This window comes from Mesorhizobium sp. P2_D6, assembly GCF_056404315.1.
This window is the reverse complement of the sequence record NZ_JBFUEG010000012.1, coordinates 99,809-122,966: the sequence shown is the minus strand read 5'-3', so window position 1 is coordinate 122,966 and position 23,158 is coordinate 99,809. Positions and strand designations below refer to the sequence as shown.

The 23,158-nt window shown below is 62.8% G+C and carries 19 protein-coding genes; 14 read left to right on the top strand and 5 right to left on the bottom strand.

Features of this window, described 5'->3' with window-relative positions; translation table 11 throughout:
- Positions 1-87 precede the first annotated feature (87 nt).
- From AC1D1L_RS23685 to AC1D1L_RS23675, 3 genes are all read right to left on the bottom strand, one after another.
- A complete protein-coding gene (locus tag AC1D1L_RS23685; protein WP_112562796.1) occupies positions 88-1,080 on the bottom strand; it encodes an ABC transporter substrate-binding protein in 993 nt (330 codons plus the stop codon).
- Positions 1,081-1,376: 296 nt separating this feature from the next.
- On the bottom strand, positions 1,377-2,375 hold the full coding sequence (locus AC1D1L_RS23680) for an aldo/keto reductase (protein WP_352585626.1): 999 nt from the start codon (positions 2,373-2,375) through the stop codon (positions 1,377-1,379).
- 56 nt (positions 2,376-2,431) lie between these two features.
- Entirely contained in the window at positions 2,432-3,937 is a 1,506-nt protein-coding gene (locus AC1D1L_RS23675) for a UxaA family hydrolase (RefSeq protein ID WP_477343856.1), read from the bottom strand.
- 262 nt (positions 3,938-4,199) lie between these two features.
- On the opposite strand from AC1D1L_RS23675, the gene AC1D1L_RS23670 reads away from it, so the two are divergent.
- The 6 genes from AC1D1L_RS23670 (at position 4,200) to gndA (ending at position 10,021) form a co-directional block, all read left to right on the top strand.
- On the top strand, positions 4,200-5,099 hold the full coding sequence (locus tag AC1D1L_RS23670; protein ID WP_477343855.1) for a GntR family transcriptional regulator: 900 nt from the start codon (positions 4,200-4,202) through the stop codon (positions 5,097-5,099).
- 118 nt (positions 5,100-5,217) lie between these two features.
- Complete coding sequence (locus tag AC1D1L_RS23665) at positions 5,218-5,574, top strand: DUF2946 family protein (RefSeq protein WP_477343854.1); 357 nt, start codon at positions 5,218-5,220, stop codon at positions 5,572-5,574.
- Positions 5,575-5,675: 101 nt separating this feature from the next.
- Positions 5,676-6,215 (top strand): copper chaperone PCu(A)C, encoded by a 540-nt coding sequence (locus AC1D1L_RS23660; protein WP_477343853.1) that lies wholly within the window; start codon positions 5,676-5,678, stop codon positions 6,213-6,215.
- A gap of 37 nt (positions 6,216-6,252) precedes the next feature.
- Complete coding sequence (locus AC1D1L_RS23655) at positions 6,253-6,771, top strand: YcnI family copper-binding membrane protein (RefSeq protein WP_477343852.1); 519 nt, start codon at positions 6,253-6,255, stop codon at positions 6,769-6,771.
- Between the two features lie 53 nt (positions 6,772-6,824).
- Entirely contained in the window at positions 6,825-8,447 is a 1,623-nt protein-coding gene (locus AC1D1L_RS23650; protein WP_477343851.1) for a copper resistance CopC/CopD family protein, read from the top strand.
- Between the two features lie 146 nt (positions 8,448-8,593).
- On the top strand, positions 8,594-10,021 hold the full coding sequence (gene gndA / locus AC1D1L_RS23645; RefSeq protein ID WP_477343849.1) for an NADP-dependent phosphogluconate dehydrogenase: 1,428 nt from the start codon (positions 8,594-8,596) through the stop codon (positions 10,019-10,021).
- A gap of 11 nt (positions 10,022-10,032) precedes the next feature.
- Here the strand turns inward: gndA and AC1D1L_RS23640 are convergent, their stop codons facing one another.
- Positions 10,033-11,076 carry a LacI family transcriptional regulator gene (locus AC1D1L_RS23640; RefSeq protein ID WP_477343848.1) on the bottom strand — a complete coding sequence of 348 codons (1,044 nt, stop codon included), beginning with the start codon at positions 11,074-11,076 and terminating at the stop codon, positions 10,033-10,035.
- 393 nt (positions 11,077-11,469) lie between these two features.
- On the opposite strand from AC1D1L_RS23640, the gene AC1D1L_RS23635 reads away from it, so the two are divergent.
- The 8 genes from AC1D1L_RS23635 to AC1D1L_RS23600 all read left to right on the top strand — a co-directional run bounded on the left by AC1D1L_RS23635 (position 11,470) and on the right by AC1D1L_RS23600 (position 19,521).
- Positions 11,470-12,708, top strand: a complete 1,239-nt coding sequence (locus tag AC1D1L_RS23635; protein ID WP_477343846.1) for an ABC transporter substrate-binding protein — start codon at positions 11,470-11,472, stop codon at positions 12,706-12,708.
- Between the two features lie 82 nt (positions 12,709-12,790).
- Entirely contained in the window at positions 12,791-13,684 is an 894-nt protein-coding gene (locus AC1D1L_RS23630) for a carbohydrate ABC transporter permease (RefSeq protein WP_112562776.1), read from the top strand.
- Positions 13,677-14,612 (top strand): carbohydrate ABC transporter permease, encoded by a 936-nt coding sequence (locus AC1D1L_RS23625; protein WP_477343845.1) that lies wholly within the window; start codon positions 13,677-13,679, stop codon positions 14,610-14,612. The genes AC1D1L_RS23630 and AC1D1L_RS23625 overlap by 8 nt, the downstream gene beginning before the upstream one ends.
- 5 nt (positions 14,613-14,617) lie before the next feature.
- Complete coding sequence (locus AC1D1L_RS23620) at positions 14,618-15,712, top strand: ABC transporter ATP-binding protein (RefSeq protein WP_112562938.1); 1,095 nt, start codon at positions 14,618-14,620, stop codon at positions 15,710-15,712.
- A 77-nt stretch (positions 15,713-15,789) separates the two neighbouring features.
- Positions 15,790-16,536, top strand: coding sequence for a sugar phosphate isomerase/epimerase family protein (locus AC1D1L_RS23615; protein WP_477343844.1), 747 nt, complete (start codon positions 15,790-15,792; stop codon positions 16,534-16,536).
- A gap of 11 nt (positions 16,537-16,547) precedes the next feature.
- Positions 16,548-17,690 carry a Gfo/Idh/MocA family protein gene (locus AC1D1L_RS23610; protein ID WP_477343843.1) on the top strand — a complete coding sequence of 381 codons (1,143 nt, stop codon included), beginning with the start codon at positions 16,548-16,550 and terminating at the stop codon, positions 17,688-17,690.
- Between the two features lie 57 nt (positions 17,691-17,747).
- Positions 17,748-18,794 (top strand): L-glyceraldehyde 3-phosphate reductase, encoded by a 1,047-nt coding sequence (gene mgrA, locus AC1D1L_RS23605; protein WP_477343842.1) that lies wholly within the window; start codon positions 17,748-17,750, stop codon positions 18,792-18,794.
- Positions 18,795-19,116: 322 nt separating this feature from the next.
- Positions 19,117-19,521 (top strand): Fur family transcriptional regulator, encoded by a 405-nt coding sequence (locus AC1D1L_RS23600; RefSeq protein ID WP_112562754.1) that lies wholly within the window; start codon positions 19,117-19,119, stop codon positions 19,519-19,521.
- Between the two features lie 563 nt (positions 19,522-20,084).
- Here the strand turns inward: AC1D1L_RS23600 and polA are convergent.
- Positions 20,085-23,033, bottom strand: coding sequence for a DNA polymerase I (gene polA / locus AC1D1L_RS23595; RefSeq protein ID WP_477343841.1), 2,949 nt, complete (start codon positions 23,031-23,033; stop codon positions 20,085-20,087).
- Positions 23,034-23,158: the final 125 nt, after the last annotated feature.

Genomic DNA, 23,158 nt, shown 5'->3' with positions numbered 1-23,158 from the left:
TGGATTTCCAAGCCGTTTGTGGCAGCTTGCGGGATGTTTCCGGGGCGCGCGAGGAGCCCCGGAAACAGTTTTCGAGATGGATGCGGCTCAGAGTTTCGGGTTGAGCAGCGCGTCGATCTTGGGGTCTTTCATGTTGGCCTTGGTCACCAGATTCGCACCGGTGTCGACATTGGCTTCGACCTTCTCGCCCTTCGAGGCGGCGAGTGCGGTCTTGATGCCGTCATAGCCCATCCGGTAGGGGTCCTGGACGACGAGGCCGGAGATGACGCCGTCATTGAGGAACTTGATCAGCTTCTCGTCGCTGTCGAAGCCGATCAGCCCGACCTTACCGGCAAGGTTGTTCTCGGCGATCGCCTGGCCGACGCCCTGCGCCATGATCAGGTTGGACGCGAAGATGCCCTTGAGGTCCGGGTTGGCGGTGATCAGGTCGGTGGCGATGTTGAGGCCGGTGGTGGCCTGGCCGTCGGCATACTTGTCGGCGACCAGTTCAAGGCCTGGATATTTGGCCTTGAGCTGTTCCTTGAAGCCCTGTGCGCGCTGTTCGAGCGAGCCGGCGCCGGGCAGTGCGGTGATCAGCGCAACCTTGCCCTCGACCTTGCCACCATTGGCGGCGCCGATGGCAGCGGCAAGACCGTCAGCTGCGACGCGGCCGCCCTGGACGTTGTCGGTGGTCAGGAACGAGGTGAAGGCCTTGGAGTCGGCGCCGGAGTCGATGCCGATGACCTTGACCTTGGTGGCGGCCTCGTCGATCGGCTTGCCGAGCGCCTTGGCCTCGGTCGGGGCGATGACGACGGCAGCCGGGTTGCCGGCAACCGCGTTCTCGAGGATCGAGATCTGGCCGTTAACGTCCGTCTCAGCCTGGGCGCCGAGTTCCGGCACGTTGACGCCGAGGTCCTTGCCGGCCTTGCGGGCGCCGGCCAGAACGATCTGCCAATAGAAGGACGTGGTGTCCTTGACGATGATCGGAATGGTCACATCCGCCGCCGAAGCCGGCGCCGTGTGCAGCGCACCGGCAAGCATCGAGGCGGCAGCGAGCGCCACGAGTGAACGGCGGTTGAGAATGCTGGTCACAAATTTCATGAGGGTTCCTCCCTAGATCGCCCGGTGAAGGTTACGGAAGCTCCATTCGGATAGGCGCGGCCCAAACAGAACTTTATCAATAAAAAACAGTTACCGCTTTTTGATAGTGCATCGATCCAGCCGACGCAAGCGGTGTTTCATATCGGCCTGCACATGGCTCGGCGGAGAAGCCTCCTTGCCGATCCTCAATGCCACGTCCAGACGCTCCCGATCCTCCTTGATTGCGATGGAATATTAATTCCACCATCTAGTCAATATGGAATGTTCATTCTTTCTTGAGAATCACGTGATCATCGTCATCCGAGTTCCTGAACGACGGTGTAAGGAGCATATTTTGCGAATTCCGTTTGCGGCACCTCGACGTCGAACAGGTCGAGATTGCGTGTCAGATTGGCGGCTTTGGCTGTTCCGGTCAGTACGCTGGCCACGACCGGTTCGTGCAACGGGAACTGCAGCGCGGCCGCCGCCAGCGGATAGCCACCCTCGGTGGCGATTTTCTCCATCGCGCCGACGCGCTCCAAGATGTCCTCCGTCGCCGGCACATAGTCGAAATGCGCGCCATGGACGGGGCCGGTCGCCAGGATGCCGGAGTTGAAGACGCCGCCTATGATCAGCGAAGTCTGCCGCTGCCGGCAGAGCGGCAAAAGGTCGGCCTCAGCCGAGCGATCGAGCAGCGAATAGCGGCTGGCGAGCAGGATGCAGTCGAGCGGGGCTTCGCGCAGCACGTCGAGACAGATTTGCACCTCGTTGACGCCAAGCCCATAGGCGGAAATGACGCCGGACGATTTCAGCTCTTCCAGAGCCTTCAAGCCGCCATCCATCAGCTGGCGAAAATGCACTTTCGTCTTCTCGACACCATGCGTGTAGGTGCCGATGTCGTGAACAAACAGGATGTCTATCCGGTTTAGCCCGAGCCGCGCATAGGAGAACTCCACCGAGCGCATGATGCCGTCATAGGAATAGTCGTAGTCGAGCGCGAAAGGCAGCGGGTCGACATAGGAATGATCGGGAACCTGATCTTCCGGCACGGGGCGAAACAGGCGCCCGACCTTGGTCGACAGAACATAGGAGTCTCGCGGCTTGTAGCGCAGGAAATCGCCGGTCCGCCGTTCCGACAGGCCGAAGCCATAGAAGGGCGCGGTGTCGAAATAGCGCAAGCCGGCTTCCCAAGCGGTCTGCAGCGTCTCCATCGCCGCCTCGCGCGGGCAGGCCCGGTAGAGGCCGCCGATCGCCGCTCCGCCGAAGCTTATCTCGGTGACCTCGAGCGCAGTCGTGCCGATGCGGCGTTTGTCCATCCAAAGCCTCCCCTTGCGGACTCACTTTTGCAGCCCGTAGTTTTTTGGTCAGTGTTTTAGAGTGTTGCGCCGAGGTGCCACGGCACGAATTCGTTGTCGCCGTAGCCGAACGCCTCGCTCTTGGTCTTGCGGCCCGACGCCGTCTCGACGATCAGTTCGAAGAGCTCACGGCCCATGCCGGCGATGGTCTTTTCACCCGAGGCGATGACGCCGCAATTGACGTCCATGTCCTCCTCCATCTGGTGGTACATGGTCGAGTTGGTGGCGACCTTGATCGACGGTGTCGGCCGGCAGCCGAAGCAGGAGCCGCGGCCGGTGGTGAAGACGATGATGTTGGCGCCGCCCGCCACTTGGCCGGTCGCCGAGACCGGGTCGTAGCCGGGCGTGTCCATGAACACCAGGCCGCTGCCGGTGACCTTCTCGGCATAGCCGAAGACGCCGTTGAGCGGCGTCTGGCCGCCCTTGGCGACCGCGCCCAGCGACTTCTCCAGAATGGTGGTCAGGCCGCCGCGCTTGTTGCCGGGCGAAGGGTTGTTGTCGATCGAGGCGCCATGCTTGGCGACATGGTCCTCCCACCATTTGACGAAACCGTCGAGCTTCTTGGCGATCTCCGGCGTTGCCGCGCGATAGGCGAGCAGATGCTCGGCGCCATAGATCTCCGTCGTCTCGGACAGGATGCCGATGCCGCCGACGCCGGCCAGGATGTCGACGGCCGCACCAAGTGCTGGATTGGCCGTGATGCCCGACATGCCGTCGGAGCCACCACATTGCAGGCCGACAACGATCTCGCTGACCGGGATCGGCTCACGCTGCAATGTGCCGACTTCCTCGGCGATCTCGGCGAGCACGCCCATCGCCTTCTCCACCGATTTGCGCGAGCCGCCGGCGTCCTGGATGTTGAAATGGCGTTTTCCGGCCGCCGCACCCTTTTGGCCGTAGAGGGTGAGCTGGTTGACCTCGCAGCCGAGGCCGACCATCAGCACGCCGCCGAAATTCGGATGGCGGGTATAGCCGGCGAGCGTGCGGTGTAGCACCATCATGCCGTCGCCGGTGGCGCTCATGCCGCAGCCCTGGCCGTGGACGATCGGCACGAAACCGTCGATCCCCGGATATTTCGGCAACAGAACGCGGTTGGCCTCGTCGGCAATGGCATGGCAGACGGTGGCCGAGCAATTGACGCTGGCAATGATGCCGATGAAGTTGCGGGTGCCGGCGCGGCCATCGGCGCGGCGGTAGCCCATGAAGGTGCGGGCGCGATCGGCTGCCGTCGCGTGCTCGGCCTCGCTCGGCGGCACCACCGGCAGGCGGCCGCTCTCGAAAACCAGATTGTGCGAATGGACATGCTCGCCGGGTGCGATGTCCTGCGTGGCGCGGCCGATGGCCTGGGCATACTTGACCACCGCCTCGCCGGCGGCGACAGGCTTGATCGCCACCTTGTGGCCAGGCTCGATCAAGGCCGTGGCGACGGCGCCGCCGGGCAGGGCGGTGCCGATCTCGATGCGGCCATTGGCGACCGCGACATTGTCGGCGGGAGACAGAAGAATGCTGTTCGAGGCGTTCACGGGCAGTTTCCTGGGTCTGTTCCTGGGGGGATGCGCGGATTGACACGCGTCTGTTTCCATATAATGTCTTTTATCGGGAAAAAACATTTGTGCGTCAATTGTTTTTTCAGGAGGAGACCATGCATCCGATGGACGCGTGGGTTGTAGAGAGCCGCGTCTGACACGCAAAGCGTTTTGCTTTGCCGGGTCATGCGCTAGGAAACATCTGTGATATCGCGCTTCAAGCCAGCCATAGCAAGCGCCGGCGCGCAACAGGGCAGGGATGTCGAAGAGCAACAACGTCTACAAGGATGCTTACAACAGGGGGCTGCGGCTGCTCGATGAAACGCAGAGCCTGCCGTCGGAGCCGGAGTTAGGCACTCTGCTCGGAGTCAGCCGCACCACCGTGCGCACCATTCTGGCGCGCATGGAAGAGACCGGGCTTATCGCCTGGAACAAGCGCAGCAAGACAGTGCTCAGGGCGCCGAAGCCGGATGATTTCTTCCCGGAGGAGGAGACCGACACGCTGGCACAGATCATCGAGCGCTCGTTCATGCGCAGGCTGCTCGTCGGCGGCGCCGAGGCCGGCATGCAGATCAACGAGCTCGAACTGGCGCGCGAGATCGGCGTCGGCACCACCAGCGTGCGCGAATTCCTGATCCGATTCTCCCGCTTCGGCCTGATCGAGAAGCGGCGCAACAGCCACTGGGTGCTGAAGGGTTTTACGCGCGCCTTCGCGCTCGAACTCACCGAAATCCGCGAGATGTTCGAGATACGCTCGGCGGCGGCCTTTGCGGCGCTGCCGCAAGACAGCCCGGTGTGGGCCGATCTCGACCGCCTGGAGGACGAGCACCGGCTACTGGCCAGCGAGATCGCCACCCGCTTCAACGAATTCTCGGAGCTAGACGAGCGCTTTCACCGGCTGATCCACCGCGCCTCGCACAATCGCTTCATTGTCGATTTCTACGACGTCATCGCCATGATCTTCCACTACCACTACCAGTGGAACAAGGCGCAGGAGCGCGAGCGCAACGAAGTCGCGGTTGGCGAGCATCTCGCCTATATCGCGGCACTGAAATCGCGCGATCTCGGCAAGGTCGATGCCGCCTGCCGCAAACATCTGAAGTCGGCGCGCAACACGTTGCTGACCTCGATTCCGGAAATCGGTCGGATCGCTTCTTAACGCGCCGCGTTGCCGCAGCGATGATTTGGCGATTTTCCGGCCGCGTGGCGCGTGCTAGGTATCTGCCGTTGCTGCGTAAAGAGGCAGGTTTTTGAACATCCGGCGCCAAAGATGGAGCATGACGGCCGCGTTTGTTGCGGCCTGTGTGTTGCTGCTCCAGTCGACGCTCGGCGCCTTTGCCTTCGGCACGGCGCCGGATGCCTCGCAGCTCGACGCCTTCGGCAACGTTATCTGCACACATGAGGGAGCGGTCCAGCTTCCCGGCGGCGATCCACACCAGCAGCATATGCCGGCATGCTGCATGCTTGGCTGCAGCATGGCCTCGGTTGCCTATGCGCCGCCGCCCGGTGTCGGCATAGGGCCGGTCAGCCTGTCCTTCGAAACTGTTTCCTTTGTCGTTCCGATAACCAGGCATCTCGATTTCACACGCGAGCGTTCTCCGGCCAATCCGCGCGCGCCGCCGGTTACGGCCTGAAACTGCGGCATCTCGCGTAACCTGCGCGAGCGACAATCATCCAATGACCGAGATCGTTCGCGACCGGCAACGGCGCGACCTCATATCCATGGAGCTTCCCCATGTCCCGTTTACTTCGTGCCGCCGCGTTGCGCCGCAGCACGCCTTTCTTCCGCACGATCGAGCAGCGTCTCGGCAGCGTGGTCTTCGCCTTCGCGCTGTTGTTCGTCGGCGCACACTCCGTCCTTGCGCATGAGTTCAAGGCCGGCGACATCGAGATCGAGCACCCCTGGTCGCGCGCCACGCCGGCCGGCGCCAAGGTCGCCGGCGGCTATTTCACCATCGTCAACAAGGGCAGCGCGCCGGACCGGCTGCTGTCGATTGCCTCCGACATTTCGGGCAAGGCCGAACTGCACGAAATGGGGGTGAAGGATGGTGTCATGACCATGCGCCCGGTCGACGGTGGCCTGGACATCCCGGCTGGCGGCAAGGTGACGCTGGGACCCGGCGCCTACCACATAATGTTCATGGATCTGAAGCAGCCGCCCAAGGAGGGCCAGATGTTTGCCGCCACGCTGACCTTCGAGAAAGCTGGAGCGGTGACCGTCGAGTTCGCCGTGCAAGCCATAGGCAGCGCACCGCCGCAGGAAGACAACGACTGACCAATTATTGCCAAGCGATTTTTCGAGAGGGACCATCATGAACAGATATCTTTTGCCGGCCGCTGTATTCCTTGTCCTGGGGACAAGTGCCGCCTTCGCCCATATCACGCTTGAAACGCAGGAGGCCGCGGTCGGCTCGATCTACAAGGCCGTGCTGCGGGTGCCGCATGGCTGCGACGGCAAGGCGACGATTGCCGTGCGCGTGCAGATCCCGGAAGGGGTGATCGGGGTGAAGCCGATGCCCAAGCCCGGCTGGACGCTGCAGGTCAAGAACGGCAAATACGAGAAACCCTATCAGCTCTATGGCGAGGCGGTGACGTCGGGCGTCAAGGAGGTCGACTGGAGTGGCGGCAGCCTGCCGGATGAATTTTATGACGAATTCGTCTTCCGCGGCACGCTGGCCGCCGATCTGCCCGCCGGCCAAAAACTCTATTTTCCGGTGGTGCAGGAATGCGATGGCGCCACCACGCGTTGGATAGAGATTCCGGCTGCTGGCCAGGATGAGGATGCGCTGGAAGATCCGGCGCCCGGCCTCAACCTGCTGCCCAAGAAGTGATGCATTGGTGGCGCGCTGCTTCGAAGCGGCGCGCCACTGTTTTGGTGGATGGGATGAGCGTGGCCTGTTTCCAGCGGATAGAACGGACAGTCGGCAGGTGCTTCGGCCTGCTGGCCACGATCCTGCTTCTTGCCGTCCTCGCCACGCCAAACCAGGCCTTTGCCCATGCGGCGCTGATCAAGGCCGACCCGGCCGACGGCGCTGTGCTGGCGCAAGCGCCTACGCAATTTTCGCTGACCTTCAGCGAGCCGGTGTCGCCGCTGGTGCTGACGCTGGTGCGGCCCGACGGTACGCCTGTCGCGCTGACCTCTTTCCGGCTCAGCGACCAGACGGTCGAGATCGACAATCCGCAAAAGCTCGGGCCGGGCACGCATGCCTTGAGCTGGCGGGTGATTTCCGCCGACGGCCATCCGGTCGGCGGCTCGGTGCTGTTTTCCGTCGGCGCGCCAAGCGCGGCGCCGGCAGTGGCGGAAGCTGTCGACATGGATTTGCGGTCGGCGATCTGGACCGGCAAGGTTCTTCTCTACATCGGGCTTTTCCTCGGCGTCGGCGGCACCTTCGCGCTGACATGGCTGGCGCAAGGTGTGCGCTCAGGCCAGCGTTTCGTCATTGCCGCCATCCTCTGCGGCCTGGTCGCAGCACCCCTGTCGCTCGGGTTCCAGGGGCTGGATGCGCTGGGCGCGCCGCTCGCCCGGTTGGCGCAACCGGTGGTCTGGTGGACCGGGCTCGGCACCAGTTTCGGCTGGACGGTGCTGATTTCGCTGGCGGCGCTCGGGCTTGGTCTTTTGTCGCTGGCCGGGCCGCGCGCCGGCGCCAGGCCGCTAGCGCTCGCTGGGCTGGCCGGTGTGGGCGTAGCGCTTGCCGCCAGCGGCCATGCCAGTGCAGCCGAACCGCAATGGCTGACGCGGCCGATGGTGTTCCTGCATGGCGCCGGCATCGCCTTCTGGGCCGGGGCGCTGCTGCCGCTCGGTCTGGCGCTAAACAGCCAATCGGCAGAGGCCGGCGCGTTTCTGCGGCGGTTTTCACGCACGATCATGCCTGTGGTCGCGGTGCTGGCTGTCGCCGGCATCGTGCTCGCAATCATCCAGGTGCAGACACCGGCGGCACTGGTCAGCACGGCCTATGGCCGGCTGCTGCTGATCAAGCTGGCGCTGCTGGTGTTTCTGTTCACGCTGGCAGCGGTCAATCGATGGCGGCTCACCGCCTTGGCCGAGGCCGGAGCGACGGAGGTGCGGCGCCGGCTCAGCCGCTCGATCTCAGTCGAAATGCTGATCGTGCTCCTGATCTTCGGCGTTGCCGCTGGCTGGCGCTTCACGCCGCCGCCACGGGCGTTGGCGATCGCTGCGGCGCAGCCGACATCGACCCATATCCACACGATCAAAGCGATGGCCGACATCGACATCACGCCCGGCCATGCCGGACAGGTTGCTGCCTCCATCGTCATCATGGACGGGGATTTCGGACCGCTCGACGCCAAGGAGGTGACGCTGGTGCTGTCGAAGCCCGATTCCGGCATCGAGCCGATAAAGCGGCCGGCAACCAAACCCGGCGACGGCACCTGGCGGGTCGACAATCTCGTCATCCCGGTACCCGGCCGCTGGACGGCGCGGCTCGATATCCTCGTCTCGGACTTCGAGGTGGTGAAGATCGAGGCGCCTATCGACATCCGGCCGTAAAGCCGGACTGCCATACGGCACCGCGCGAGTTGGGCGCGACAATCCACCCAACACAATTCAGCGAGGCGGTTGACGCGGCGCGAAAGCCCCGTCAATCATCCCCGCAAAACGCGGTCTCAACAAAATCCGAAAACAGGGAAGAAACGATGGAAAAAGCCGAAATCGGCCTGATCGGCCTTGGCACGATGGGCTCCAACCTGGCGCTCAACATTGCCGAGCATGGGCACCGCATCGCCGTCTTCAACCGCACCAAGGCGCGCACCGATGACTTCCTTGAGAGCGCCGGCGCGCTACGGGACAGGGTGGTGCCCTGCTACAGCCTGGAGGAACTCGCCGAAGCCATCCGGCCGCCGCGCCCGATCATCATCATGGTGCTGGCCGGCAAGCCGGTCGACGAACAGATCGAAGCTCTGCGCGGCGTGCTGTCGGCCAATGACATCGTCATCGATGCCGGCAACGCCAATTTCCGCGATACGATGCGGCGCTTTTCCGAATTGTCGGGCTCGGGCCTGACCTTCATCGGCATGGGTGTGTCCGGCGGCGAGGAAGGCGCGCGCCACGGGCCGTCGATCATGGTCGGCGGAACCGAAGAGTCCTGGAAGCGCGTCGAAAGCGTGCTGACCGCGATCTCGGCCAAGTTCAAGGACGAACCGTGCGCTGCCTGGCTCGGCACCGACGGCGCCGGGCATTTCGTCAAAACCATCCACAACGGCATCGAATATGCCGACATGCAGATGATCGCCGAGATCTACGGCATCCTGCGTGACGGTCTCGGCATGGGGCCGAAGGAGATCGGCAAGGTCTTCGAAGACTGGAACAAGGGCCGGCTCGATTCGTACCTGATCGAGATCACCGCCAAGGTGCTGGCCGCCGACGATCCGAAGACCGGCAAGCCGGTGGTCGATATCATCCTCGACCGCGCCGGCCAGAAAGGCACCGGCAAATGGTCGGTCATCGAGGCGCAGCAGCTCGGCATTCCGGCGACGGCGATCGAGGCCGCGGTTGCGGCCCGTGTGCTGTCGTCGATCAAGGATGAGCGCCAGGCAGCCGAAAAGGCCTATGGCAATATCGGCGTGACCAAGATTGCTGGCGACAAGGCCGCTCTTTTGAAGGACCTGGAGCTGGCGCTGCTCGCCGGCAAGATCGCCGCCTATGCGCAAGGGTTCGCGGTGATGAGCGGCGCTTCGAAGGAGTTCAACTGGAACCTGCCGATGCCGACCATCGCCAAGATCTGGCGCGCCGGCTGCATCATCCGCTCGCAGATGCTCGACACGATGGCGGAAGCCTTCGGCTCCGGCGGCGCCTCCACCAACCTTTTGATGGCGCCGGCCTTCATCGCCATGATGCAGGAGGCGCATCCGTCGCTCCGGCGCATCGTCGCCAAGGCATCGGAAGCGGGATCGCCGGTGCCGGCGCTGGCGTCGGCACTCGCCTATTTCGACAGCTATCGCCAGGGCCGCGGCACCTCGAACCTGATCCAGGCGCAGCGCGATTTCTTCGGCGCGCACGGCTTCGAGCGCATCGGCGAGCAGGGGGCTTTCCATGGGCCGTGGGGCAGCGGAGCGGCTGGGTAGCGTCGTGCCAGTCAGCTTTGATAGGCGACCACGTCGCCCGGCTTGACCACGGTCTGCAAAGAGCCGGGTGCCGCGCCGCCTATCCAGCCCAGCACGGCGCGGGCAAGCTCGGTGCCCGCCAGGCGGAAGTCTTCGTTGACGATCAGCAACTCCCGGCGGAACAAATGCAGCAGTTCCGACGACTGTTTCGAAACCACATCGACGTCGCGGCCGAGTTTCAGGCCGGCATCCTCGATGCCGGCGACGACGGCCAGCGTTGCCGCGGCGGCGCTGCTGACGAAGCCGTCCGGCCTGACCTCCCGGCGCATCAGCTGCGCAGTCCGGGTCCTGATCTGATCGATCGACTGGTCGATTGAAACGGTGTTGAACGGCACTTCGCTGGCGTCGACCTCGCCCAGCGCATCGACAAAGCCGTTCACCGTGTGGCCGTAATAGGTGAGCCCCACAGGCGGTGTCACCAGCGCCAGCCGACGCCGGCCGATGCCGGCCAGATGGCGCACCGCCTCGGCTGCGAAGGCGTAATTGTCGAAGTCATGATAGGGGTGGACGAGCCCCATATCGGTGCGGCCATGCGTGGCAAAGGGAATGCCGCGCTCCAGCATGTAGCGGGCGCGTGGGTCATTGGGCTGCGTGCGCGAAATGATGACGCCGTCGGCCGATCCCGTCTCGACCAGATACTTCACCGGATCCAGCGGATCCTGCGAGCGCGAATAGGGCGTGACGATCAGGTGGTAGGGCGTGTCGGCAATGACCTCCGAGACACCGTAGATGATGTCCGAGACAAAGCTCATGATCTCGCGCTCGGTGTTGAGCACGAGGCTGATGACATTGGTCTTGCCGGTCCGCAGGCGCACGCCGGCACGGTTTGGCCGGTAGCCGATCTGCCTGGCGACGAGCTGGACGCGCCGCCTGGTCTCGGCGCCGATCTCGGGCGCATCCTTCAACGCCCGCGAGACGGTGGTGACGCCGAGCCCGGTCATGAAGGCAAGCGTCTTCAACGTCGGCCGCTCATGCGCCGACGCCTCGTCGTCCTTGTCCGTCTGGTCCCTGTCCATTCGTCCCGCCCCGTCAGGCGCATAGCAGCCGCCGGCTCTGCCGACAATCGCTTCCATGACGATGTGGCACGGCAGTTCACTCGTTGAGCGTCAGTATACTGAAACGTTACAGATTGCCAATCTTGCCACTGCAGCCACCCAATTCATGGTGCCGGCAGCGTTTCAGACCGGGCCGAAGCTAAGCGAGAAAACGAGGCCTAGGGTGGATTTCTTGCACTGCAGCATGATTTTGCGGCGCAGCAGCGGATTTTGTTCTGGATTTGCCGGCTTACGCGCAAGGAATTTGTTCGCGCTCCGAAAAAATATCAAACCAGCTTACGGCGAGGGGTTGCGCGCATCGCACAATTGCCGTATCGAAAATCTGTAACGTTTCAGATTCTGGGAGGAACCGAAATGCGCTATAAACTTTTGACCGCTGCTTTTGCCGCGACGGCCGCGTTGCAATTTGCCGGCCCGGCAGCCGCGACCGACCTGGAAGTCACCCATTGGTGGACGTCGGGCGGCGAAGCGGCAGCGGTTGCGGAATTGGCCAAGGCCTTCGATGCTACCGGCAATCACTGGGTCGACGGCGCCATCGCCGGGTCCGGCGGCACGGCGCGGCCGATCATGATCAGCCGCATCACCGGCGGCGATCCGATGGGCGCCACCCAGTTCAATCACGGCCGGCAGGCGGAAGAACTGGTGCAGGCCGGCCTGATGCGCGACCTCACCGATGTCGCCACCAAGGGCAAGTGGACGGAAATCGTGCGGCCGAAGAGCCTGCTCGACAGCTGCACCATCGACGGCAAGATCTATTGCGTACCGGTCAACATCCATTCCTGGCAGTGGCTGTGGCTGTCGAACGAGGCCTTCGAAAAGGCCGGCGTGCCGCTGCCGAAGGACTGGAATGAATTCGTCGCGGCTGCGCCCGCGCTGGAAAAAGCCGGCATCATTCCGCTCGCCGTCGGCGGACAGGCCTGGCAGTCCTCCGGCGCCTTCGACGTGCTGCTGGCGGCCGTGGGCGGCACCGACGCGTTCCTCAAGGTCTACAAGGACAAGGACGCCAAATTCGCCGCCGGACCCGAGATCGCCAAGGTCTTCAAGGCCGCCGACGATGCCCGCAAGATGGCCAAGAACACCAATGTCCAGGACTGGAACCAGGCGACCAATCTGGTCATCACCGGCAAGGCCGGCGGCCAGATCATGGGCGACTGGGCGCAGGGCGAATTCCAGGTTGCCGGCAAGGTCGCCGGCAAGGACTACACCTGCCTGCCGGGCCTCGGTTTGAACGAAGTCATCGCCACCGGCGGCGACGCTTTCTATTTCCCGCTGCTCAAGGATGCCGACAAGTCCAAGGCGCAGGAAGTGCTGGCCGAAACGCTGCTCGATCCCAAGACGCAGGTCGCCTTCAACCTCAAGAAGGGTTCGCTGCCGGTACGCGGCGACGTCGACTTGAACGCCGCCAATGACTGCATGAAGAAGGGCCTCGCCATCCTCGCCAAGGGTGCCGTCATCCCGTGGACGGACCAGTTGATGTCGCAGGACACCCAGAAGCAGAAGGAAGATCTCTTCGCCGAATTCTTCGCCAAGCCGGACATGACGGTGGAAGAGGCGCAGAAGCGCTTCGCCGACCTCATCGCGGCGGCAGACTGACGTTGGAGGCAATCCACCTCGCTCCCGGCCTTGCCACAAGCAGGGCCGGGATCGCAACGCCCTTACCCAGCCGGCTGACGATATGAGCAAGAGCGAACGCCCCAACCCGCTGTTCCGCAACCTCAATGCGAAGGTCGCCTCGATCCCGATGATCCTCACCGCGTCGGTGGTCTTCGTTGGCGGCACGTTGTGGACGGTGCTCTATTCCTTCACCAATTCGAAGCTCTTGCCGCGGCTGAATTTTGTCGGACTCGATCAGTACTACCGGCTGTGGTCGACACCGCGCTGGCTGATCTCGATCGAGAATCTGTTGATCTACGGCGCGATCTCGCTGGTGTTCTCGCTGGTCATCGGCTTCCTGCTTGCCGCACTTCTCGATCAGAAGATCCGCTTCGAGGACACGTTCCGCACTATCTTCCTCTACCCATTCGCGCTTTCCTTCATCGTCACCGGCCTTGTGTGGCAGTGGCTGCTCAATCCGGATTTCGGCATCCAGCATGTGGTGCGGGACCTCGGCTGGACGAGCTTCAGCTTCGACCCGCTCTATAATTCCAGCATCGTCATCTACGGCATTTCGATCGCGGCGCTGTGGCAAGGCACCGGTCTCATCATGTGCCTGATGCTGGCCGGCCTGCGCGGCATTGATGAGGACATATGGAAGGCGGCGCGGGTCGACGGGATTCCAATGTGGAAGACCTATCTGTTCATCGTCATTCCGATGATGCGACCGGTCTTCATCACCACGCTGGTCATCATCGCCTCGGGCATCGTCAAGGTCTACGACCTCGTCGTCGCCCAGACCAGCGGCGGCCCGGGCATCGCCTCCGAAGTGCCGGCGAAGTATGTCTACGACTACATGTTCTTCGCCCAGAATCTCGGCCAGGGCTTTGCCGCCTCGACCATGATGCTGCTCTCGGTGGTGATCGTCGTCGTGCCGTGGGCCTATCTCGAATTTGGAGGCCGGAAGCGTGGCTGACCAGGCCGTCTCCTTGCCCGCCGGCGCGGGTGCCGTCGGGCGCGAAGCCTTGGGGCCGAGCGGACCAAAGCCGCGGCATGTCTTCTCGCGCCGCAACATCTTCCTCTATGGCACGCTGTTCGTGATGGCGGTCTACTATTTGCTGCCGCTCTACGTGATGGTTGTCACTTCGCTCAAGGGCATGCCCGAGATCCGGCTCGGCAACATCTTTTCGCCGCCGCTCGAAATCACCTTCGAGCCGTGGGTCAAGGCGTGGGCGACGGCCTGCACTGGCCTCAATTGCGACGGGCTTTCGCGCGGCTTCTGGAATTCGGTGCGCATCACCATCCCCTCGGTGCTGCTGTCGATCGCGATTGCCTCGGTCAACGGCTATGCGCTCGCCAACTGGCGCTTCAAGGGCGCCGACACGTTCTTCGTCATCCTGATCGTCGGCGCCTTCATCCCCTACCAGGTGATGATCTATCCGATCGTCATCATCCTGCGCGAGATCGGCCTCTATGGCAGCCTGAGCGGGCTGGTGATCGTGCACTCGATCTTCGGCATGCCGATCCTGACGCTGCTGTTCCGCAACTATTTCGCCTCAATGCCGGAAGAGCTGTTCCGGGCGGCGCGTGTCGACGGCGCCGGCTTCTGGGGCATCTTCCTGCGCATCATGGCGCCGATGTCGCTGCCGATCTTCGTCGTCGCCATCATCCTGCAGGTCACCGGCATCTGGAACGACTTCCTGTTCGGCGTCGTCTACACCCGCCCCGACACCTATCCGATGACGGTGCAGCTCAACAACATCGTCAATTCGGTACAAGGCGTGAAGGAGTACAACGTCAACATGGCCGCAACCATCCTGACCGGCCTTGTGCCACTCATCGTCTACTTCATCTCCGGCAAGCTTTTCGTGCGCGGCATCGCCGCCGGCGCGGTGAAAGGGTGATGGCGATGACGGCAGCCAACGGCACCAGCGTTTCGATCCAGGATCTGTCGCTCAATTTCGGCTCTGTGTCAGTGCTGCAGACGCTCAACCTCGATGTCGCCGAGGGCGAGTTCATCGTGCTGCTCGGTCCCTCGGGCTGCGGCAAGTCGACCTTGCTCAACTGCATCGCCGGGCTGCTCGACATTTCCGATGGCCGCATCTTCATCAAGGGCAAGAATGTCACCTGGGAGGAGCCAAAGGACCGCGGCATCGGCATGGTGTTCCAGTCCTATGCGCTCTACCCGCAGATGACGGTGGAGAAGAACCTGTCCTTCGGCCTGCGCGTTGCCGGCGTGCCCAGGGACGAGATCGCCAAGCGCATCGCGCGCGCCGCAGAGATCCTGCAGATCGAGCCGCTGCTGCAGCGCAAGCCGGCGGCATTGTCCGGCGGCCAGCGCCAGCGCGTGGCGATCGGGCGGGCGCTGGTGCGCGACGTCGACGTCTTCCTGTTCGACGAGCCGCTGTCCAATCTAGACGCCAAGCTGCGCTCGGAACTGCGAGTCGAAATCAAGCTTCTGCACCGCAAGCTGCAGAACACGATGATCTACGTCACCCACGACCAGATCGAGGCGATGACGCTGGCCGATCGCATCGCCGTCATGCGCGGCGGCGTCATCCAGCAGCTCGACGCGCCGCAGACGATCTACAACCGGCCGGTCAACCGCTTTGTCGCCGGCTTTCTCGGCTCGCCGGCGATGAATTTCCTCGAAGGGGAACTGGAGGCCGGTCCGACGTTCAAGACGGACGGTGTTTCGGTGCCGCTTGAGCGCTATGCCTTTGACGGTACGGAGCGCCCCACCGGTGCTTGCGTGCTCGGCATCCGGCCCGAACACATCGCCTTCGGTGACGCGGCGAAGTCGATGCCGTTTTCCGCCAGTGGTTCCGTCGAGATCGTCGAGCCGATGGGTTCCGACACGCTGGTGTGGACCAAGCTCGGCGGCCGCAACCTTTCGTTCCGCGTCGAGGCGGAAAGGACGCTGCGCAGCGGCGATCCGGTCCAGTTCGGTTTCGATCCGGCGCGCGCCTCGCTGTTCGACGCGGCGACCGGCAATCGGCTGTAATTTTTGAAAATCATCCCAATCACATCCCCCAAGAACGATCCCTCCAAGACCCACCACCCAAGAAACGGATAAAGACGATGAACTGGTCATTCCAACTCTATAGCGCCCGCAATTTTCTGCCCTGGGACGGCATCCTCAAGATGCTGGGCAAGGTCGGCTACAAGGAAGTCGAAGGCTTCGGCGGCGTCTATGACGACCCCAAGGCGTTCCGCGCCGAGCTCGACAAGAACGGGCTTGCGATGCCGACCGGGCATTTCTCGATCGATGCGCTGGAGAATGATTTCGACGGCGTGCGCAAAACGGCCGACGCGCTCGGCATCACGCTGGTCATCTGCCCCTATCTCATGGCCGAACAGCGGCCGGCCGATGCCGCCGGCTGGCGCGGCTTTGGCGAGCGCCTTGCCAAGGTCGGCGAAACCGCAAAGAAGGCCGGTTACGGCTTTGCCTGGCACAACCATGATTTCGAGTTCAAGAAACTCGCCGACGGCTCGGTGCCGCAGGATCATATTCTGTCGGCCGCGCCCGACATTGGCTGGGAGATGGATGTCGCCTGGGTGATCCGCGGCGGCGTCGATCCGCTGCCGTGGATCGAAAAGCACGGCAAGCGCATCAGCGCCGTCCATGTCAAGGACATGGCCAAAGCAGGCGAAGGGCTTGACGAGGATGGTTGGTCGGATGTCGGCCACGGCACGATTGACTGGGCCGGCCTGATCAAGGCTCTGCGCGCCAAGAGCGCGGCCAAATACTACGTCATGGAACAGGACAACCCCAACGACATCGAGCGCTTCGCCAGCCGCTCGCTCGCTTCCGTCAAGGCTTACTAGGAACAATCATCATGGCAAAGAAACTGGGTATCGGCGTCATCGGCTGCGGCAACATCTCGAAGGCGTATTTCTCGCTGGCGCCGCTGTTTCGCGGCATCGAGATGCGCGCTTGCGCCGACATCAACATGGACGCGGCGAAGGCACGGGCGAAAGAGTTCAAGCTGCGCGCCGAGACTGTCGACGAACTGCTCAAGGACGACGAGATCGACATCATCGTCAACCTGACCATCCCCGCCGTGCACTACGACGTGTCCAAGCAGATCCTCGACGCCGGCAAGCATGTCTATTCGGAAAAGCCGTTCGTGCTGTCGATCAAGGAAGGGCTCGACCTGAAGAGCCGCGCCGAGAAGAAGGGTCTGCGCATCGGCTCGGCCCCGGACACTTTCCTCGGCGGCGCGCACCAGCTGGTGCGCAACCTCATCGACAATGGCACGCTGGGCAGGATCACCAGCGGCACCTGCCACGTCATGGGTCACGGCATGGAGCACTGGCACCCCAATCCGGATTTCTTCTTCCAGCCGGGTGCGGGTCCGGTGCTCGACATCGGACCGTATTACATCACCAACCTGATCCAGTTGATCGGCCCGGTGAAGCAGGTGGCGGCCGTTGCGACGACCCCTGCCAAGGAACGCACCATCAGCTCAAAGCCGCGCGCGGGAGAAAGGATCCCGGTCAACACGCCGACGACCATCCATGGTCTGCTCGAGTTCGAGAATGGCGCGGTGATCACGCTCAACACCAGTTGGGACGTTTGGGCCCACGGTCATGCGCCGATGGAACTCTATGGCGAGGCCGGTACGGTGTATGTGCCGGATCCGAATTTCTTCGGCGGCGACGTGCGCATCACCGAGGCTACCAAGCCGGTGAAGAAACTGCCGAAATGGAAGCATCCGTTCGGCGTGCCGAACGAAATGCACGGGCAGGGCATGATGGCCAATTACCGCACCGCAGGCCTTGCCGACATGGCGCTGGCAATCGCCGAGGGCCGGCCGCACCGCTGCTCGATGGAACTGGCACTGCATGCGGTCGACGTCATGACCGGGCTGTTGCGGTCGGGCGAGACCGGCAAGTTCGTCGCCATGCAGACCACCTGCGAGCGGCCGGCTGCACTCGGCGTCAAGGACGCAAAAGGGCTGTTGGCGAAGAAGAAATGAGGTAGAAGGGTGTCGGCGCGCTCGCGCCGACACCCATTCAATCCAGGATACGTACCCATGCGCTGGCAGCCGGCCGAAAACCGCTATGAGAAAATGGTCTATAACAGGTGCGGGCGATCCGGCCTGAAGCTGCCGGCGATCTCGCTCGGCCTGTGGCACAATTTCGGCAACGACACGCCGCACAAGACCAAGCAGGCGATTGCGCGCAAGGCCTTCGATCTCGGCATCACCCACTTCGATCTCGCCAACAATTACGGCCCGCCGCCCGGCTCGGCGGAAACCGCCTTTGGCGACATCCTTCGCAACGACTTCGCCGGTTATCGAGATGAGCTGATCATATCGACCAAGGCGGGTTACGAGATGTGGGCCGGTCCCTACGGTGAATGGGGCAGCCGCAAATATGTGCTGGCCAGCCTCGACCAGAGCCTCAAGCGGATGGGGCTCGACTATGTCGACATCTTCTACTCGCACCGCTTCGACCCGGATACGCCGCTGGAAGAAACGATGGGCGCGCTCGACCATGCGGTGCGTTCAGGCAAGGCGCTCTATGCCGGCATCTCGTCCTACAATTCGCAGCGCACGCGCGAGGCGGCCGACATATTGAAGCAGCTCGGCACGCCCTGCATCATCCATCAGCCGAGCTATTCGATGCTCAACCGCTGGGTCGAAGAGGATGGGCTGCTCGATACGCTGGAAGGGCTCGGCGTCGGCTCGATCGTGTTCTCGCCGCTGGCGCAAGGCATGCTGACCGACAAATATCTCGGCGGCATCCCCGAGGGCAGCCGCGCTGCCCAAGGCAAGTCGTTGCGGCCCGCCTTCATCAATGACAAGACCATCGCCAACATCAAGGCGCTGAATGCGATCGCCGGCAAGCGTGGCCAGACGCTGGCGCAGATGGCGCTGGCCTGGGTGCTGCGCAAGGGCCGGGTGACCTCGGCTCTGATCGGCGCCAGCCGGCCCGAACAGGTCGAGGACTGCGTCGGTGCGCTCAAGGTGCTCGAGTTCAGCGACGGCGAGCTCGCCGAGATCGACACTTACGCGCGCGAGTCCGACATCAATCTGTGGGCGGCTTCGGCAGAGCGCAAAGGCCCGCCGAGGAAGTAAGCACAGCCGGCAAACGATACGAATCAAAACGGCGGGAGGATCCCGCCGTTTTGCATTTTCATGAGACGATGAACCGTTCTTGCCTCAGGGCTTCTTGGCGGTGCCGAGTGCCGTCAACCGGCGGTGGCGGTGGACGTGTCGATGGCGATAACGGAAACAGTGGCAAAAAGGCTGGTTCATCGCTATCTCAAGGGAATTGAGGCCGCCGCATGACAGAAATGGCGTGCAGGCAGTTCTAAATCAAGGAGATGGAGCATGATGTCGTCCGAAAACCGCTTCACATTTTTCGGCCTCATGCTCTAAACGATCGGAAAGCAGCATCATGGCGGCAAGGGATGTGCTGACGAAGAATCAGCTGAGCGTGCTCGAAAAGCTCGAGGCCGCCAGCGGACCGCTCAGCGCCTATACGCTGCTCGACCAGCTGCGCGAGCGCGGTTTTCGCGCGCCGCTGCAGGTCTACCGCGCGCTCGACAGCCTGGTGAAGTCAGGCTTCGTGCACCGGCTGGAAAGCCTCAACTCCTTCGTCGCCTGCGCCGAACCGCACGACCACAGCCATTCCATGACAGCCTTTGCCATCTGCGACACCTGCGGGCAGGTGACGGAGATGTCGGATCACGATGTCGACCACCGGCTGGATGAGTGGGTGCGCTCGACGGGGTTTGCGGCCAAGAAGGCGGTGATCGAGTTTCGCGGGACGTGTGCGAAGTGCCGGGCTGAAGCCGCCTGAAGGCGTAATTCTGCTAAAACAACATAGCTACATTTGCAAATGTGACGGCAGTCGGAGACGTTCTCACTCTCACGAACACGAAAGACTCACTCGGATCGTTCGAGTCTAAGTATGGTGCTAGCGAGGCGGTTACCTCTTTGACTGAGCTGTCATCATCCATAACGCAGTACCATCGTGAATTTGGTTCGAGGCTGGGTATTAGCTCGCCTTTTTGAGTGGGTGTGCGTAATGCATCGATTATTCGCTTTACCCGATTGTCCAAATCACCGCTGCTTATGACCGCCTGTCGAGGCAGACCTGTCAGTAGTTTGATTTCTAGCCTTACACCTACGCCGACAGCCTCTCCGTAAAATGGTACAAATAGCTGGTCACCGACTGTGCGTAGAAAATTTGGCGCCTGTGCAGCGAAATTTGAATCTTCCCATCTTTTGAGCACCGCAAACGGCTCTTTACCCCACAACGTCTCCAACTGCCGGTGAAAGCTCTTTCGCATACGCCAGACCGCATCGAGACTGCTTGCCTTCGAGGGAATTTGGCCTCGATAGGTAAGGTAAATATCCACCCTAGTGCGCCTCGTCCCAGTTGTTCGCCGCCCGTGCATCGACATGCAGCGGGACCGACATCGAGATTGCCGGCATCGGGGCGTTTTCCATGACACGGCGCACGACGGGGATCGTCGCCTCGACTTCCGCCTCCACCGTCTCGAAGATCAGTTCGTCATGCACCTGTAAGAGCATGCGGGCGGAGAGGCCGGCCTTCTCCAGCGCTTCGTCCATATGCACCATGGCGCGGCGGATGATGTCGGCGGCGGTGCCTTGCAAGCGCGCGTTGATCGAGGCGCGCTCGTTGAAGGCGCGGATCGACGGGTTTGACGACCTGATCTCCGGATAGTGGATGCGGCGGCCGAAGATGGTTTCGACGAAGCCATGTTCGCGCGCATAGGCCTTGGTCGCCTCGATATAGTCGCGGATGCCCGGGAAACGCTCGAAATACTTCTTGATGTAGGCGCCGGCTTCCTCGCGCGGGATCGACAGCTGGTTGGCCAGCCCAAAGGCCGAAATGCCGTAGATGATCCCGAAATTGATCGCCTTGGCGCGGCGGCGCACCTCTGAAGGCATGCCTTCGACCGGCACGGAAAACATTTCCGAGGCGGTGACGGCATGGATGTCGACGCCGTCGGCAAAAGCTTGCGTCAGCTGCGGTATCTCGGCGACATGGGCGAGCACGCGCAATTCAATCTGGCTGTAGTCGGCCGAGACCAGTTTCTGGCCCTTATCGGCGATGAAGGCGGTCCGGATCTTGCGTCCTTCGGCGGTGCGCACCGGGATGTTCTGCAGATTGGGATCTGACGAAGACAGCCGGCCCGTCGTCGTCGCCGCCAGCGCATAGGAGGTGTGCACGCGCTTGGTGTCCGGGTGGATGAAGCCGGGCAGGGCGTCGGTGTAGGTGGATTTCAGCTTGGTCAGCTGGCGCCAATCGACGATCTTGCGCGGCAGTTCGTGGCCTTCGGCGGCAAGGTCTTCCAGAAGCTGCGCGGAGGTCGACCATTGTCCGGTCTTGGTCTTGGAGCCGCCGGGCAGGCCCATGCGGCCAAACAGGATGTCGCCGAGCTGCTTTGGCGAACCGATGTTGATGCGTTCGCCGATAAGCCCGTAGATTTCCTCTTCCAGCCGCGCCGCGCCTTGCGCCAGCTCGCCGGAGAGCCGCGACAGGATCTGGCGGTCGACCGATATGCCGCGTTGTTCCATGCGGGCCAGAACCGGCACCAGCGGCCGCTCCAGCCGCTCATAGACCGAGACCAGGCCCTTGGCGGCCAGCCGCGGCTTCAACACCTGCCACAGCCGCAACGCCACGTCGGCATGGCCTGCGGCGTAGGCGGTCGCCCTGTCGATATCGACCTGCTCGAAACCGACGGAGCTTCTGCCGGAACCGGCGAGATCCTTGAGTGGGGTCGTCGCATGGCCAAGCCATTTGTCGGCAAGCGACGACAAAGTGTGGTGGCCGGTGCCGGCGTCGAGCACATAGGAGATCAGCATGGTGTCGTCGAAGGGCGCGATGTCGATGCCGTGGCGGCTCATCACGACGATGTCGTATTTGGCGTCCTGGGCGATCTTGAGCACCGATTTGTCCTCAAGCAGCGGTTTCAGCAGCGCCAGCGCCTCGCGGACCGGAATCTGGTTCTCCAGCGCGCCGCCGCCGAGCAGGTCGCCTGCGCCGGTTCTGTGGGCGAGCGGCACATAGGCGGCGCGGCCTGGGCCAACCGCCAGGGAGAAACCGATGAGGTCGGCCAGCATCGGGTCCGACGACGTGGTCTCGGTGTCGAAAGCGACGATGCCGGTCTCCTTGGCCTGGGCCAGCCATGTCTTGAGCATTGCCGTGTCGCGGATCGCGACATAGGCGGTCGGGTCGATCCTGGCGGCGGATGCCGCTTCGAGACGAAGTGCAGAAAGCAAAGAAGGGGTATCGCCAGCCTTGGCGGTATCGGCCTTGGCTTCAGCTTGTGCTGCTTCGTTGGCTCCGCCGCCCCGAGCAACTGCTGGTGCGCCCGACCCGACATCGGGGCCATGCGCGGTGTCGGCGCGCTCGACGTTGACAGCGACGGCTTGAACATCGCCGGCTTCGGTGCTGGTCGCCTCGGCCACGCGGCGGGTCAGCGAGGTGAATTCCATGGTCTTGAGGAAGCCGATCAGCTTCGGCCCGTCCGGCGCATGCAGCACGAAATCCTCGAGCCCGTCGGTCACCGGCACGTCGTTCTTCAGCGTCACCAGCTGACGCGAAATGCGCGCCTTGTCGGCATTGGCGATGATGGATTCACGCCTTTTGTCCTGCTTGATCTCGCTGGCACGGGCGAGCAGCCCGTCGAGGTCGCCGAACTGTTCCAGAAGCTGCGCCGCCGTCTTCGGTCCGATGCCGGGCACGCCAGGGACATTGTCGACGGAGTCGCCGGTGAGCGCCTGCAGGTCGATCATCTTTTCCGGCGGCACGCCCCATTTCTCGATGACTTCGGGGATGCCGATCTGGCGATCCTTCATCGGGTCGTACATGCCTACCGTGGGGCCGACCAGTTGCATCAGATCCTTGTCCGAGGAGATGATGGTGGTGTCGCCGCCGGCCTCGCAGGCAAGCTTGCAATAGGTGGCAATGAGGTCGTCGGCCTCGAACCCTTCCATCTCGATGCAGGGCAGATTGAAGGCGATGGTAGCCTGGCGGATCAGGCCGAATTGCGGGATCAGGTCTTCGGGTGGCGCGTTGCGGTTGGCCTTGTATTCCGGGTAGAGCTCGTTGCGGAAGGTTTTCGACGAATAATCGAAAATGACCGCGAAATGCGTCGGCACAATGCCTACATCGGTGTTGCGGGCATCCTGCATCAGTTTCCACAGCATGTTGCAGAAGCCCGAGACGGCGCCGACCGGCAGGCCATCGGATTTGCGCGTCAGCGGTGGCAGTGCGTGATAGGCACGAAAAATGTAGCCGGAGCCGTCGATAAGGAAGAGATGATCGCCTTTTTTCATGCCGGCAGGGATAGCGCGGCAGGGCGGCGCGGTCCATGGCAAAGGCACGCTTCCAACAGGCGTTGCGGCGCCATCCTGACAGAGGCTGCCTGTGAATGCCTCGTTATGGACCTCGGCCGCTCACA